This is a genomic window from Asaccharospora irregularis DSM 2635 (genome assembly GCF_900129815.1).
Taxonomy (GTDB): domain Bacteria; phylum Bacillota; class Clostridia; order Peptostreptococcales; family Peptostreptococcaceae; genus Asaccharospora; species Asaccharospora irregularis.
The window spans coordinates 36,064-51,773 of sequence record NZ_FQWX01000007.1; the positions used below are offsets into that span (position 1 = coordinate 36,064).

Annotated in this window: 13 protein-coding genes; all 13 read right to left on the minus strand. The window is 31.3% G+C overall.

Translation table 11 applies throughout. The annotated features are described in order from the left end of the window. Entirely contained in the window at positions 1 to 744 is a 744-nt protein-coding gene (locus BUB34_RS04745; RefSeq protein ID WP_084120195.1) for a cell division protein FtsQ/DivIB, read from the minus strand. 160 nt (positions 745 to 904) lie between these two features. After that, positions 905 to 2,161, minus strand: coding sequence for a UDP-N-acetylglucosamine 1-carboxyvinyltransferase (murA, locus tag BUB34_RS04750; RefSeq protein WP_073124792.1), 1,257 nt, complete (start codon positions 2,159 to 2,161; stop codon positions 905 to 907). Positions 2,162 to 2,265: 104 nt separating this feature from the next. Beyond that, positions 2,266 to 3,474 carry an undecaprenyldiphospho-muramoylpentapeptide beta-N-acetylglucosaminyltransferase gene (murG, locus tag BUB34_RS04755; RefSeq protein WP_073124794.1) on the minus strand — a complete coding sequence of 403 codons (1,209 nt, stop codon included), beginning with the start codon at positions 3,472 to 3,474 and terminating at the stop codon, positions 2,266 to 2,268. A 17-nt stretch (positions 3,475 to 3,491) separates the two neighbouring features. Beyond that, on the minus strand, positions 3,492 to 4,622 hold the full coding sequence (gene spoVE, locus BUB34_RS04760; protein WP_084120197.1) for a stage V sporulation protein E: 1,131 nt from the start codon (positions 4,620 to 4,622) through the stop codon (positions 3,492 to 3,494). A gap of 51 nt (positions 4,623 to 4,673) precedes the next feature. Continuing rightward, positions 4,674 to 6,035, minus strand: a complete 1,362-nt coding sequence (gene murD / locus BUB34_RS04765) for a UDP-N-acetylmuramoyl-L-alanine--D-glutamate ligase (RefSeq protein ID WP_073124796.1) — start codon at positions 6,033 to 6,035, stop codon at positions 4,674 to 4,676. Positions 6,036 to 6,050: 15 nt separating this feature from the next. Next, positions 6,051 to 7,019: a phospho-N-acetylmuramoyl-pentapeptide-transferase gene (gene mraY, locus BUB34_RS04770; protein WP_143153312.1), complete on the minus strand. Its 969-nt coding sequence runs from the start codon at positions 7,017 to 7,019 to the stop codon at positions 6,051 to 6,053. A 38-nt stretch (positions 7,020 to 7,057) separates the two neighbouring features. Continuing rightward, the gene (locus BUB34_RS04775; protein WP_073124800.1) at positions 7,058 to 8,434 is read right to left on the minus strand and encodes a UDP-N-acetylmuramoyl-tripeptide--D-alanyl-D-alanine ligase; all 1,377 of its coding nucleotides are present in this window, start codon (positions 8,432 to 8,434) and stop codon (positions 7,058 to 7,060) included. Between the two features lie 185 nt (positions 8,435 to 8,619). Further along, positions 8,620 to 10,605 carry a stage V sporulation protein D gene (locus BUB34_RS04780; RefSeq protein ID WP_408605775.1) on the minus strand — a complete coding sequence of 662 codons (1,986 nt, stop codon included), beginning with the start codon at positions 10,603 to 10,605 and terminating at the stop codon, positions 8,620 to 8,622. 6 nt (positions 10,606 to 10,611) lie between these two features. Continuing rightward, positions 10,612 to 11,013: a hypothetical protein gene (locus tag BUB34_RS04785; RefSeq protein WP_073124805.1), complete on the minus strand. Its 402-nt coding sequence runs from the start codon at positions 11,011 to 11,013 to the stop codon at positions 10,612 to 10,614. Positions 11,014 to 11,285: 272 nt separating this feature from the next. After that, positions 11,286 to 12,221, minus strand: coding sequence for a 16S rRNA (cytosine(1402)-N(4))-methyltransferase RsmH (rsmH, locus tag BUB34_RS04790; RefSeq protein WP_073124808.1), 936 nt, complete (start codon positions 12,219 to 12,221; stop codon positions 11,286 to 11,288). Between the two features lie 3 nt (positions 12,222 to 12,224). Continuing rightward, the gene (lgt, locus tag BUB34_RS04795; protein WP_073124810.1) at positions 12,225 to 12,974 is read right to left on the minus strand and encodes a prolipoprotein diacylglyceryl transferase; all 750 of its coding nucleotides are present in this window, start codon (positions 12,972 to 12,974) and stop codon (positions 12,225 to 12,227) included. Positions 12,975 to 13,137: 163 nt separating this feature from the next. Next, positions 13,138 to 14,433 carry an EF-P 5-aminopentanol modification-associated protein YfmH gene (gene yfmH / locus BUB34_RS04800; protein WP_073124812.1) on the minus strand — a complete coding sequence of 432 codons (1,296 nt, stop codon included), beginning with the start codon at positions 14,431 to 14,433 and terminating at the stop codon, positions 13,138 to 13,140. A gap of 13 nt (positions 14,434 to 14,446) precedes the next feature. Further along, a complete protein-coding gene (gene yfmF / locus BUB34_RS04805; protein WP_073124815.1) occupies positions 14,447 to 15,709 on the minus strand; it encodes an EF-P 5-aminopentanol modification-associated protein YfmF in 1,263 nt (420 codons plus the stop codon). Between the last annotated feature and the right edge of the window lies 1 nt (position 15,710).

The following is a 15,710-nucleotide window of genomic DNA, read 5'->3' on the forward strand; positions in this document are numbered from 1 at the left end:
TTACTCTGGTGTATATATTGCACATTTATCATAACTTAGATTAATTGTTCCATTACTTATATTTTTATTCTGTAAATCAACTAAAATACTATTGAGTCTAGATACATTGTAGTCAAGTCTATCATTGTCAGATAGTAAGATTTTAACTTTATTCCTACTAACTATAAGTATATCTTCTTTTTCCATTAAATCAACCTTATCAATTTGTTTGTATACATTACTCTTTTTTAAGCACTCCAATAAATAAAATAACCTTTTTCCATGATGTTCATTCTTAAATCCTATCTTTTTTTCTTTATTTATATAATAATCAACATCCACTACTACCTTATCCTTGTTTTCATCTAGATCAACTACCTTTTTTAGAAAATTTCCCTTATCATCTATAAGGCAGTTTTTTCCATTATTTCTTAGCAATGCAATCGGCTTGCGTTCTTTTATATTTACAATAAGTTTATCTGGAAGCTTTCTTGTTATCTCAACCTTATCAATATATGAGTTTTCCATAAGTTTATCTTTAATATCTCCTGTTTTGTTTCTAAATATATTCTTGTCCAAACAGAACCCTAAATCATTTATGATTTCTTGTTTTGTACACTCCTTGTTTCCTTTTACATCTATTTGCTTTACTTTAAATATACTACTACTAAGTAGTATACAGCTTCCAACTGTCAACATAAACAAAAAACTCAAAATTACTGTTACCTTATTTTGGTTTATTCTTTTTCTTTTAGTTTTTCTCAATAGATACCACCCCTTTTATATTTATAAATACAACCTAAGGAGTTGGTTCTCCTACTAAAAAAAATAAGATATAAAATTTTTTTATACGTTATTTTTACATAAGTTTTAGCAATATAACTTAGTCCGATTTTTTCTATCAAAAAAGGCTCTTATACGAGCCTTAATCTACCTTCCTTATATCTCCACCTAAGCTTTTTATAACTGTTTCTATACTTTCATATCCTCTCTCTACATGATATATATCAGTTATTTCACTCTGCCCTTTTGCGGCTAATGCAGCTAATATTAAACTTGCTCCTCCTCTTAAATCTGGTGATTTTACCTTGGTCCCCATAAACTCTTTTACACCTTTTACCATGCAAATTTTCTCAGTTATATATTTTATATTTGCCCCCATTTTATTTAATCCTTCACAATGCATAAATCTATTTTCAAAAATTGTTTCATAAAACAGGCTAGTACCGTTTGATATACTCATAAGAGCTGTCATCTGAGCCTGCATATCAGTGGGAAACCCTGGATGAGGAGATGTTCTTACTAAATCTATTGCTTGTATAGTTTTAGGTGACTTTAACACTAACCCATCACCTATATATTCGATTTCACAACCTGCCATTCTCAACTTATCATTTATAGCCTCCATATGGGGTATTACAACTTTATCTACCTCTAGGGTACCACTAGTCATAGCACTTGCCATCATATATGTTCCTATCGCTATCCTATCTGGTATTACTGTATGTTCTGCCCTACCTAACTTTTCTACTCCTTCAATTTCTATATAGTTAGTTCCTGCTCCAGTCACCTTAGCTCCCATTGAGTTTAAAAAATCCTGCAAATCTTCTATTTCTGGTTCCCTAGCAGGATTGTATATCTTAGTTGTTCCCTTCGCTTTTACAGCAGCAAGCATAGCATTCTCTGTAGCACCTACACTTGGATACTCAAAGTTTATACTAGATCCCTTGTAATCTTCTTTGGTACAATATAAAACTCCACTCTCTTCTTTTATTTCTATCCCTAGTTGTTTGATAGCCTTTAAGTGTAAGTCTATAGGTCTAGCCCCTATAGCACATCCTCCTGGGTGATTTATTTTTACATAATCTAGCCTCCCAATCATGGCCCCCATAATAATTATTGACGATCTCATTTTTGTGACATACTTTTCATCTATTTCACCCGAACTTATAACTGTACTGTCTATTGTAAGTGTTCCATCTTCATACTTAACTCTACAACCCACACTCTCTAATATTTTTATCATAAATTTGACATCAGATATATAGGGTACATTGTGGATTATGCTTATATTTTCATTTAATATGGATGCTGCCATTATTGGAAGTACAGAATTTTTTGCCCCTCTTATACTTAGTCTTCCTTCTATTTTGTTTCCACCATTAACTATATATTTAGACAAAACTAACCCCCCTAGTAGTAATTAAATTCAAAATACCTATAATTTAAATACTATGTACTAGGGGGGTTATATGTTACCTCTTTTTTATTTTATCTTTTTTAATTTTATCTTTTCTTTATACCTATAACCTTAGGTTGCATTTTATTTGCTTCTAAATTCTCGTTTTTAGCCTTATTTTCTGCATGTTTAGGCGATGGTTTTGACTTTTTATTAGCTTTATATACATCCATAATTTCATTATATATAAGGTCTATGGCCTCTGGTTTTCCTATTTTTCTACTAGCTTCAGCCATATCAATTAACTGTTCTCTATCTCCTAAAAGTTTAAATACTGCATTATTAAGGCTTTCAGGAGTAAGATTTTTTTCTAATATAGCTAATCCTCCACCCTTTTTTTCAATACTTTTTGCATTGTACTCTTGGTGATTTTCTGCAGTATAAGCTTTAGGTATTATTATTGATGGCTTACCTAAAGCAGTTATTTCGGCCAAAGATATAGCACCAGCACTTCCTATAACTAAATCACTAGCTGCAAGTGCATTTGCCATGTCCTCTAAGTAAGGAACTACTCTTTGATAGTTCTTTAATTTTACATCTTCTATACTTGTCATAAATTCTTCATAAAATCCTTTACCAGTTGCAAAAATAAATGCAACATCGTCTTTTACCATATTCTTTATGACCAACTTCATAGCTTCATTTATTTTTCTAGAGCCACCACTACCTCCGTAGCACAGTACCATCTTCTTATCTTCAGTTATTCCTAAATTTCTTCTTGCTACATTTTTTCTAGCTAGTAGTATTTCTTTTCTAACTGGATTACCTGTAAAAACTAATTTTTCTCTACTTCCCTCTGGGAATCTTCCATGTGAATCTTCAAAACTAGTCAATACTCTTGTAACTGTTTTTGAAAGCATTTTATTAGTTACCCCTGGAAAAGAGTTCTGTTCATGAACCACTGTTGGGATTTTGCTAATAGATGCATTAAATAATACAGGCCCACTAACATATCCTCCTGTACCTATAACTACATCTGGTTTAAATTTTTTGACTATTTTTCTAGACTGCTCTAATCCCTTAAAAAGTTTAAAAACTCTTTTTACGTTGTCAAAATCTATCTTTCTTTTAAATCCCTGTACTGTAACAGTTTTTAATTCATATCCATATTTCGGAACTATTTCTGATTCTATCCCTTTTTCCGTACCCACAAATAATATTTCTGCATCGGGATTTTCCTCTTTTATTCTATTTGCAATAGCGATGGCTGGGTATACATGTCCCCCAGTCCCACCACCAGATAATAAAACTTTCATTTAAAAATCATCTCCTGTTAATTAATTTTGACATGCTTTGAGATGTTTAGTACTATACCAATTGCGGCCATAAAAATAGTCAGCGAGGTCCCACCATAACTTATAAAAGGTAGTGCCACACCTGTAGCTGGCATTGATGATGTCGCAACTGCTATATTTAAAGCTGCCTGAATACCTATTTGAGCTCCTATACCTATAACAACCATACATGCAAATACATTAGAGGTCTTTAAAGCTATTCTAATACATCTGTACACTAATATAACAAATAACATTATTATTACTATACATCCTATAAGACCTAATTCCTCTCCTATTATAGCAAATATAAAGTCGTTTTGTGGTTCTGGTATATAAAAATATTTCTGCCTACTTTTTCCAAGTCCTAACCCAAATAGACCTCCAGATCCTAAGGCATACAAACTTTGTATAACCTGATAGCCCTTACCTAATGGATCTTGAAATGGATCTAAAAACGAGGTAACACGAGCCAATCTATATGGAGCTGCAATTACCAAAGCGACAAATAACGCAAATCCTGTTCCTATCATAGCAACTACAAATTTCATATTCATACCTGCTACAAATAGCATAACAAACGTAACTAATATTATAGTACCAGCTGTTGATAAGTTAGGTTGCTTGATTATCAACGCAAAAAATAACGATGGTACTAAAAGGAGCGGTAATATACCTTTTCTAAAGGATTTTATATTGTCATAGTTTTTTTCGATTAACTTCGCTGTTATTATAATTGTTGCAAATTTAGCTACCTCTGCTGGTTGTATAGAAGCCCCTCCAACACCGAGCCATCTTTTAGCTCCGTTAGCTTCTATCCCCAAAGGAGTCAATACTAAAACTAGCAATATTACAGCTATAATCCCTATAGTTTTAGAATTCTTTTTCCAAAAAACATAGTCTATGTTTGATGTAACAATCATAGCCACAAAGCCAAATATAGCATATATTACGTTTTTCTTTAAGAAATGATATGAATCATGGTGTTTAAATGAAGATTGTATGAAACTTGCACTAAACACCATTATTATCCCTATAAATACTAAAAGCATGGTAGTGTAAAATACCACTCCGTCAAATTCTGTCCTCATACCTCTGTCAATATGTTTTTTTAAACCTTCCTTGGGCATTAGACAAATCTACCTCCATTCATACACTTAAGTAAGTAAATTTATAAGAGGTTATTTTAAATTGTTTACATTATCCTTGAAGTCTTTTCCTCTTTCTTCAAAACTTTTATACATATCCCAACTTGCACAAGCTGGTGAAAGAAGTACTATATCATTACACTTAGCAATCTTACTTGAAGTCTCAACAGCTTCTTTCATATTATTTACCATGTATATTTCTTTAAATCCTTTATTTTTAGCACACTCCTGTATTTTAGGAGCAGTTTCTCCTAACAAAACTAATGACTTTACATTGTTTTGTTTTGCTATTTCAAGCAATTCATCAAAATTACTTCCTTTGTCCATACCACCAGCTATTAGTATTATCGGTCTTTTATAAGACTGAACAGCCTTTATAGTGGAGTCTGGATTTGTACCTTTTGAATCATTTACATACATCACACTATTTAATTCTCTTACAAACTCTTGTCTATGTTCTACCGCATTAAAAGTTGTTACAACTTTTTTTATAGAATCTAAACTTACATTAGATACATATGAAATTCCTATAGCCGCCATACAGTTTTCTAAGTTATGGTTTCCAGGAAGACTTAATTCATCTTTGTTGATAAATACTATTTTTTCATCTATATCTATTACTATATTGTCATCTTCATCTAAGTATATACCTTTTTCCAATTTCTCAGTTATAGAGAAATATACTACATTTGCATTGCAACTTTTATCTAAGTCTCTCACAATTTCATCATCGTAATTTAATATGCAAAAATCTTCTTCTTGTTGATTTTTAAATATTCTAGATTTAGCTTGAATGTAATTTTCCATAGTATGATGTCTATTTAAATGATCTTCAGTTATATTTAATATAGCACTCACCTTTGGTCTAAATGTATCTATACTCTCAAGTTGAAAACTACTTAGTTCTGTAACCAAAACTGACTTTTCATCTGCCATTTGCACTGCATCTATCACAGGATTACCTATATTACCAACAACATAAGTATCCTTATTATCCATTTTAAATATTTCTCCTACCAAACTTGTAGTTGTAGTTTTCCCATTTGTTCCTGTAATACCTACAAACGTAGGATTTTTAGATATCCTAAAAGCTAACTCAACTTCACCTATTATCTCTATTTTGCTGTCTTTTAACTTATGTATAAATGGTAAGTCTAGTGGAACTCCTGGAGATACTACTACTAGTTCTATATCATCAATACTTTCTGGATGGCTACCTAATATATATTTGACATTATTTATCGATTTTAATTCATCAAGTATTTCTTTTAGCTTACTTTCTTCTTTGATATCGTTAACTGTTATGCTTGCGCCTAACTTATCTAAACACTTTATTGTAGATACACCAGTCTTTGCAAGTCCTACTAGTAAAACATTTTTTCCTCTTAAGTTCATCTTTATCCCCCTAACTTAAAATACTGATATTATACTTATCCATGCTAATACAACTGTTATAATCCAGAAAGTGAATACAACTCTAGTCTCAGGCCATCCACACTGCTCAAAGTGATGGTGTATTGGAGCCATCTTGAAAATTCTTTTTCTAGTTAATTTATAAGACATTACTTGAAGTATAACAGATATTGCCTCTGCAAAATATATACCTCCAACCAAAGGTATTATTAAAACTGAGTTTGTTAAAACTGCAAAAGCTACAACAGCTCCTCCAAGTGCCATAGAACCTGTGTCTCCCATAAATACTTTTGCTGGATAAGAGTTAAATCCTAAAAATCCTAGACAAGCACCAACTGTAGCAGCAGCCAATATTGCTATTTCTGGATTTACAACTACTAATCCTGCATATATCATAAAAAATGTTGATACTATTAATGTCACTCCTGACGCCAATCCATCTAATCCATCAGTTAAATTTACGGCGTTAACTGTTCCTATTATTATAAACATCATAATTGGTATATACAGTACTCCTATATTTATAACAGAATCCGTAAATGGCACCGTAATCTGTGTAGCACTTGGCGATGTTACATATTGATAGTATGATACATAAAGAGCTAATGCAAACTGAAGAATTATTTTTTGGTAAGCTTTTAACCCCAAAGATCTCTTCATTTTTATTTTTATGAAGTCATCTAAAAAACCTATAAATCCAAATCCTCCTATACATACAAGTCCTACAAACATATCTTTACTAACTCTACTTCTAGTAAGGCCTGTTATTAATATTGCAACTATCATTATTATTCCACCCATAGTTGGCGTTCCATTTTTAGCTAAATGTGATTGTGGTCCATCATCTCTTACTGTTTGACCGAATTTAAATTTTGCAAGCATTGGTATAAATATCGGTCCTAATATAACTACTATTAGAAATGATATCATTGATGTATACGTAAGTTCTTTTATTCCTAACATAATATGACTCCTCTCCCTTGTTGGCTATCTCATTGGTTTAATTACTTATTTAGATATTCTACTACTTCTTCTAATTTCATACCTCTAGATGCTTTAACTAAAATAACATCTTTTTCTTCTATTAATCTGTTTAGTTCTTTAATAGCATCTTCCTTTATTTTGAAATGATGTATGTTTTGTTTTTTAAATCCTAACCTCTCAGCCTCATCCGATATAAATTTAGAGGCATGACCTATAGTTATTAATACATCAGTATTATTTATGCAAGTTTCTCCTACTAATCTATGTCCATACTCCTCGTGTTCACCCATTTCAAACATATCTCCAAGTACTGCAACCCTTCTATTGTTTTCGTACCTTCCTAATATCTTTAGGGCTGCATTCATAGAATCTGGACTGGCATTATATGTATCATTTATTATTGTCATTTCTCCATTTTTTACTATGTCTAATCTCATTTTTGTGGCCTTAAAATTCTTTAGTCCATCCTTTATATTATCTAGAGAAATGCCTAAACTTATTCCAACCAATATTGCTGCCATAGCATTGTATATGTTGTGTTCACCTACTGTAGGTATTGTTATTTGCTCTTTTTTTCCATCTATGACACAAGTAAATATTATTTCTTCTTCTTGCATTTTGTACTCTTCACAATATATATCATTATTTGAGTCAAATCCAAATGTTTTTAATTTATACTCGTGCTTTTCATTTTTTAATGTAGATAAGAATTTATCATCTCCATTTACAATCAAAGTATTTGACGAGTCAAATCTAGATGTTATCTCCATTTTTGCCTTTAAAATTCCCTCTTGAGAACCCAGGTTGTCTATGTGAGATAGGCCTATGTTAGAGATTACCGCTATATTTGGATTTACAATATTGGCTAAATACTCTATCTCGCCAAAATTTGACATACCCATCTCCACTACTGCACATTCATGAAAATCATTTAAGTTAAGTAGAGTCAAAGGAACGCCTATATGATTGTTGAAATTGGCCTCATTTTTTAATGAATTAAATGTCGATGATAAAACGGCATATACCATATCTCTAGTCGTGGTCTTTCCAACACTACCTGTTATGCCTATAAATGGAATGTCAAATTTTTCTTTGTAGTATTTAGAAATGTCTCCTAGAGCTTTCGTAGTATCTTCTACCTCTATTAAATTTATATCCGAACCTTCTAATTTTATGCCACTACTTTCATTTTTTATAAAAGTTTTACATTCTTTTTCATATGCAGATTTCATAAAGTTGTGTCCATCTAGGTTTTCTCCTATTATAGAGATAAATGCACTTTTATCATCTGCTTTTCTACTATCTATAATAATATTGTCTACACAGTCATCTCCGCTTCCTACCTTTAATTTTCCTTTAGTTGCAAGTACTAACTCCTTTACTGTTAAGCACTTCATTTTTTTATCCTCCTTTAAAACCTTTTGCCTTATTATTTTAGCAATAAAAGGCAATGTATACCGTAGATATACATTGCCCCCGATAACTCCTAACTTAATAATTATATACCATATTTTTAAATTTTTGAAGATGTTTATAATTATTTAAACACGTTTATGAAATGTGTAAACTATCTGTAACTATTTTAATTGTCTGTATATAGCATTATAGTAGAACCTTCAGAAAGTTTAATACCTGGTTTTGGGAACATATCTTTTACCTTTATTCCCTTAGGCATTTCTATATCTGTGTCTAAGTTAGGGTTTAATTTTGCCTCTTCAAGTGCTTTAACGGCATCTTCTATGGATAAGTTTCTTACATCAGGGACTTTTACTTTTTCTTTTTCATATTCTTTTTTCTCATCTTCGCTATAAATCGGTTTTACTCCCAGATAATTTAAAGAATTGTTCATTACTTCCTTTATTATAGGACCAGCTGTTGTACTACCAAATGCACTAACTCCATTTGGCTCATCTACTATAGCAAGAACTACTATCTGTGGGTCATCAGATGGAGCTATCCCTACAAATGAACATATATACTTACCTGGTGCATACTTACCATCTATAACCTTTTGAGCCGTACCTGTTTTGCCTCCTAATCTATATCCCGGTAAGTATGCTATCTTGCCTCCGCCTTCTCTTACAACCGATTCTGCCACGTCTAGCATCTCTTTAGAAGATTCAGTTGATAGAACCTGTCTTATCATCTTTGGTTTTACTTCTTCAGTTATATTTCCTTTATTATCTGTGTATGCCTTTACAAGTCTAGGTTGCATTAATTTACCATCATTTGCAATAGATGATATAGCAGTTATAAGCTGTATAGGTGTCACTGATATAGACTGACCAAAAGATATAGTTGCAAGTTCCACTGGTCCTACATTTTTTTCATCATATAAAATACCCTTTGCTTCCCCAGGAAGATCTATTCCTGTTTTATCCATAAGTCCAAATGCTTCTACATAATCATATAATTTCTTTACTCCTAATCTACTTCCAAGTTCTACAAACACAGGGTTACAAGAATTCTGAACTGCCTGCTTAAATGTTTGTTCACCATGCGGTCTATAATGTCTCCAACATTTTAATCTTCTTCCACCAACTTTTACTCCACCAGTACAAGTAAATTTTTCTCCGTCTTTGATAACACCTTCTTCAACAGATGCCGAAGATGTTATTAACTTAAATGTAGACCCTGGTTCATATGTATCACTTACTGCTGGATTTCTCCACATTTTATAATATCCTTTTATCTTTTCATTATCGCTATATTTATCCAATTCTTCTTGGTAGTATGGATAAATCGGAGTTTTTGAATCATTAGGGTCATAATCTGGTTTAGATGCCATAGCTAATACATCACCTGTTTTAGGATCCATAGCAATTACACTTACCTTTTTTGCATTGTTTATTTCATACGCTTTTTGCACTGCTTTTTCAGCATAGTGTTGTATTACCTCATCTATAGTAAGAACTAACCCATTTCCCTGAACAGGGTCATAATACTTCTCCATCCCTTGCGGTATTTCTACCCCAGATGCGTCTGTACTTATAATTAACTTTCCAGCCTTACCCTTTAGTTTTTTATCATACTGCATCTCAATACCTGATATTCCTGTAGCATCAGCTGAAGTATGGCCAAGTACATATGACGCAAAGTTTCCATAAGGATAATATCTTTGATTATCCTCTGCTACCCATATTCCAGATAGTTTTGCATCTCTAATTTTTGTGGCTTTATCGTCTTCTATCCATCTTTTCACCTTTACCAGTGCCATATTTTTCTTGTTTATAGATTTATATACTTTTTCATAGTCTTCCTCTAGTATTTCTGCAACCTCTTTTGCTGCTTTTTCTTTGTCTTTAACCTCTACAGGCTTGCACCACACAGTATACTTAGTTACACTTACTGCTAATTCCTTCATATTTTTATCGTATATAGTACCTCTTTTGGGCTCTATTGGTATATCCCTCGTTTGTTGTTCTAGCGCCCTTGTATTTAACCAATTTCCCTTTATAAGCTGAATATATCCGATTCTTATTATAAGTGCTAAAAACAGTGAACAGGCTAGTATAAGAAGGAGTACCAACCTTTTCCTGCTTCTCCCCTTTATTTTCTTCAAAACTATTCCCCCCTAGTAATCTACATCTATGTACTCTATATTATTATTTTTTGGATAATCCATATGAAGTTTCTCTTTAGCATCTCTCTCCATTTTATTTACAGATCTATTTTCATAGCTTCTCGCCTTTAGTCCCTCTAGAATTATCTCATTTTTTCTTAAGTCCTTTTTTAAATAGTGAATATCATATTTCATCTTTGCAATAACTGAGTAACCACATATATATCCTACTGATGATCCCAAAACTAAGATAGCTAACAATAAAACTCTCCTTTTTTTTAGTCGTCTTTTATATTTATTATTTTTGCGTCCACTATTTTTATGACCAGGCTTTTTATGTTCCCTATTTTTATAATTATTCTTGTTCTGTTTTCTATATTCATTTATATCCTTAATTTTATTATTTTTTATCAAATTATCCCCCCACTACAAAGTCCTATAAATAAAAACAACACTTATTATATTTGTCTATTTGTTTATACCTTCCTTTAACTTCTTATCGTAAAATTCATACAACTAAAAACAAAATCTTTAATTATTCATTTATATATTATTAAATATATTAAAAAATCCTATTAGCAACTCTTATAATACGATTTATTTCAATAAATTTTTTAGATAAATAAGCGAAAAAAAAGCACCTCATTCTAAAATAATGGGTGCTCTCTTTCTATTATTTTTGTTGATTATTTTTTCTCAGCTACTCTTAGCTTTGCACTTCTTGATCTTGGGTTTACTTCAATTTCCTCATCTGTAGGTATTATAGGTTTTCTAGTTATTATCTTAACCTCTGATTTTTTGTCACATTGGCACATCGGCAAATGTGGAGGACATATACAATCTAGTGATAGTTCTTTAAATGCATTTTTTACTATTCTATCTTCTAGCGAATGGAAAGTTATAATACATATCCTTCCTCCCTTATTCATAATAGAAGAAGCATCTTCAATCATTTTTGTAATTACACCTAGTTCATTGTTGACTTCTATCCTTATAGCTTGAAAAGTCCTCTTAGCTGGATGTGGTCCATCAATTCTAGCCTTCTTAGGTATAGCTTTTTTTATTATGTCCACTAACTCTTTAGTAGTTTCTATTTTCTTTTCTTTTCTTTCTTCTACTATAAATTTAGCTATACGCTTTGCCCAATTTTCTTCACCGTAGTCTTTTATTATTTTGGCAAGTTCTTCTTCTGTGTATCCATTTACAACATCATAGGCAGAAAATTCACATCTTACATCCATTCTCATATCAAGAGGTGCATCCTGCATATAGGAAAATCCTCTATCAGCCTCATCAAGTTGGTGTGATGATACCCCTAAATCAGCTAATACCCCATCTATTTTATAGACCCCTATTTTTTCAAGTTCGTCTTTTATATTTTCAAAATTACTATGAACAAATTTAACCCTATCGCTATATTCACTCAATCTTTCCTTTGCAGTTTTTATAGCATTTTTATCTTGGTCAAAACCTATAAACAAACCCTTATTAGAAAGTTTTTTTACTATTTCCTTTGAGTGGCCAGCCCCACCCATAGTACAATCTACATAAACTCCGTCTGGCTTTATATTTAAATTTTCTATGCACTCATCTAAAAGCACAGATACGTGATGAAATTCCATTTTTTATCTCTCCTTAGTATTACTTATTTTATTATGCTTAGATAAGTATATATGAGCCACTAATCCAAGTATAATCCCTAACAAACTCACCAATTGAGCCATTCTAATAGGTCCTAACATTAGACTATCTGTTCTTAAACCTTCTATAAATAATCTTCCTAATGAATAAAGAATTATGTAATATGTTATAATCTGTCCCTCATATTTCTTTTTCTTTCTAAAGATTACAAGAAATATAAAAATACCTAAGTCCCATATAGACTCATATAAAAAAGTAGGGTGAACCCTTGTCCCATCTACAATTATTCCCCAAGGTAGATTAGTTGGTCCTCCATGAGCCTCTCCATTTATAAAGTTACCCCATCTACCAATAGATTGGGCTAAAGGCATCCCAAGCATAACGGCATCAGCCATTTTAAAGAAATTAATTTTTTTGATCTTAGTATAAAAATACCCCGTCAAAATTCCTCCTATTAATGCTCCATGTATTGCCATACCTCCACCTCTGAAGTTTAAAATTTCAGAAGGGTACTGAGAATAATATCCCCACTCAAATATTACATAATACAACCTAGCAGACAATAGTCCCACAGGTATCGCTACTATTGCCAAATTTAATACATGGTCTTCTTCAATACCTACTCTTTTTGCCTCTTTTAAAGCTATCAAAGTTCCTAAAATCATACCTGTAGCCATTAGTATTCCATACCACATTATATCTATCCCAAATAAAGTAAATGCTACTCTATCCATCTTTTCATCCTCCTTAAATAATTTAAGACTAAATTTTACCTATTCTAAATAATAACATAATAGACACCATACTTTCAAATTAAAAAACACCCAAAAAGATAATGTAAATATACTCTATCATTTTGGGTGAACAATTCTTAATTTTTTAGTTGTTCTCTAATAATTAATTGCTCTGTACTGGTTCAACTATAGATATAGTACAGAATTCCTCTTTAAAGTGAGAGTTTAGTCTTTCCTCAACTTCCTCAAATGTAATTTCTTTGACAACATCTAAATAATCTAACATATTAATTCCCTTAAAATTATATGCTATAAAGTTGTTCCCTATAAAATTTACAGAGTCAAAACACTTCAAGAAATTACCAATCTTTTTCTTTTTGCTTCTCTCGAAATCATCTTCCAAAAGACCTTCTTTTTTGTATTTGTCTATAAATTCAAGTATAACTCTTTTTACTTCTCGTGGATCTTTGGAATCCCCACCAATTATAGTAAACGCATAATCTACTTGAGATGAAAATCCAGCGCCAAAGTTCTCGTTTATTAAACCTTTCATATATAAATCTTCGTACAAACTGCTTCCCTTTTTAAATATCATATCTATTAAAATATCGGTAATAACCTCTTTTTTAAGAAGTTCATTTCCTCTTATACCTACTTTATTATCCTTAAATGCTATATTAAACATAGGCATTGATACAGGGAACTTTTGAACTATTTCTTTTTCCTTTACTGTTTCTGGCTCATCAGGATAGAATACTTCTATTTTTTGAGATAGTTTTTGTACATCGTAGTTATTAGCCTCTTTAACCACTTCCATTACTTTATCTACCTCTAAATCTCCAACTACAAATAACGCCATATTTCCCGGGTTATAAAAAGTGTTGTAACACTTATACAGCTCCTCTTTAGTTATCTTGTAAATACTATCCACTGTACCTGCTATATCTATCCTAGCTGGGTAATTTACATACATTGCCTTTAGGCAATTAAAATATACATTCCAATCAGGATCATCATCATACATCTTGATTTCTTGCTCAATTATTCCTTTTTCTTTTTCTACATTTTCATCAGTAAAATAAGGAGTTTGTACATAGTCTATCAAATGCTCCAAACTTTCATAGAAATTCTCAGTAGTAGAAAATAAATAAGCTGTCATTGTAAAATTGGTAAAAGCATTTGCATTTGCTCCCCATTTAGAAAATTTATCAAATGCATTACCGCCATCAGGCTGTTCAAACATTTTATGTTCTAAGAAATGTGCAATTCCTTCGTTTACTCTGATTTTTTCCGTTTCACCAATAGGGATAAACTCTAACTCATTAGACCCGTAGTTTGTAGCTAACACTGCATACTTTTGGTTAAATCCTGGTTTTGGCATAAAATAGACATCTAAACCATTCTCCAACTTTTCATAATAAAGTTCTTCTTTTAATATATCATTAACTATTTTATTCATATTGTCCTCCTCACTAGTTTCTCAGGAAATAAACAGTGTCAAGCACTATTCCCTTAGATACTTCTACTATATCTTCTTTTTTAACATTAGCTATATTGTCTATTATTTCTTCTACTGTAGAATTAGTTTTACCCATAGCTTGTGCAAAATAAAAGTCAGATAATCCACCTATACTGTCTTTTATTGTCTTCATAGAATTTATCAAGCCTACCTTACTATTTTCTAATTCTTCACTAGATATATCTCCTGCCTGTATACTTTCTAATTGTTTTTTGACTAGGTCAACTGTCTTCTCATAATTTTGAGTTTCTATACCAGATGATACAAATAAAATCGCTTTATACTTCTCTATAGATGAGAATATATAATAGCATAAACTTTCTTTTTCTCTTATATTTACAAACATCTTAGAATGAGGTCCACCACCTAAGACATTGCTTGCAACTACTAAAGCATAATATTTTTTTGTATCCATATAATCTATATTTGTTCTATAGCCCATAACTAGTTTTCCTTGGGCTATATCCATCTTTTCTTCTATTACTTTTACATTTTCAATGTTTTTTGTATATTTTTCTCTAGGAATATCTATTACAGCTGCTCTATCAAATTCAAAGTTTTTTGATATTATATTTTTTACTTCATCTTCTTCAAAGTTGCCTTCAACAACAATATCTATAGGTGAAGTCTTTAGTATATTCATGTAGTGTTCGTAAAGTTCTTTAGATGTTATAGCATCTATTTCATCTTCATAGCCGTATTCACTTATACTATATCTCTCACCCTCACACATAGCTTTAAAGCATTTATCATGTGCATAGCTTCTTTTGTCATTTATCTTTGCCTGTATTCTACTTTTTAAATTTTCTTTTTCTATTTTTAAGTATTCTTCTTTGAACCCTCCATCTATTACTAAAGGATTATTTACCATTTCATTGAAAAATTCAATTACATCTTTAAATATATTTTCATCTAAATATTTTTCATTAGTACTTATAATCTTAAAACTTATTACTTGACGTTCACCTCTTTTAGTTATATCTGCCCCAAAAGAAGATCCATATAAGTAATCCAATTCCCTTGATATTTCTTTTCGGCTCGGGTATTTTTCACACCCATTAGATATTACCGCAGGAATCAAAGCATTTTTTGTAGCCTCACCTTTATCTAATAATCTCTGTATGTAAATACTTACAAGATTAGATTTGAATTTACTAGTTGGTATTAAAGTTAAATTGATATTGTTACCTAAATTTATTTTCTTTATGTTTTCCATA

Coding starts and splice junctions, on each gene's coding strand:
- murG (WP_073124794.1), bottom strand. CDS start 3,474: ATGAAAGTTTTATTATCTGGTGGTGGGACTGGGGGACATGTATACCCA.
- spoVE (WP_084120197.1), bottom strand. CDS start 4,622: ATGCCCAAGGAAGGTTTAAAAAAACATATTGACAGAGGTATGAGGACA.
- murD (WP_073124796.1), bottom strand. CDS start 6,035: ATGAACTTAAGAGGAAAAAATGTTTTACTAGTAGGACTTGCAAAGACT.
- BUB34_RS04775 (WP_073124800.1), bottom strand. CDS start 8,434: ATGAAGTGCTTAACAGTAAAGGAGTTAGTACTTGCAACTAAAGGAAAA.
- rsmH (WP_073124808.1), bottom strand. CDS start 12,221: ATGGAATTTCATCACGTATCTGTGCTTTTAGATGAGTGCATAGAAAAT.
- lgt (WP_073124810.1), bottom strand. CDS start 12,974: ATGGATAGAGTAGCATTTACTTTATTTGGGATAGATATAATGTGGTAT.
- yfmH (WP_073124812.1), bottom strand. CDS start 14,433: ATGAATAAAATAGTTAATGATATATTAAAAGAAGAACTTTATTATGAA.
- yfmF (WP_073124815.1), bottom strand. CDS start 15,709: ATGGAAAACATAAAGAAAATAAATTTAGGTAACAATATCAATTTAACT.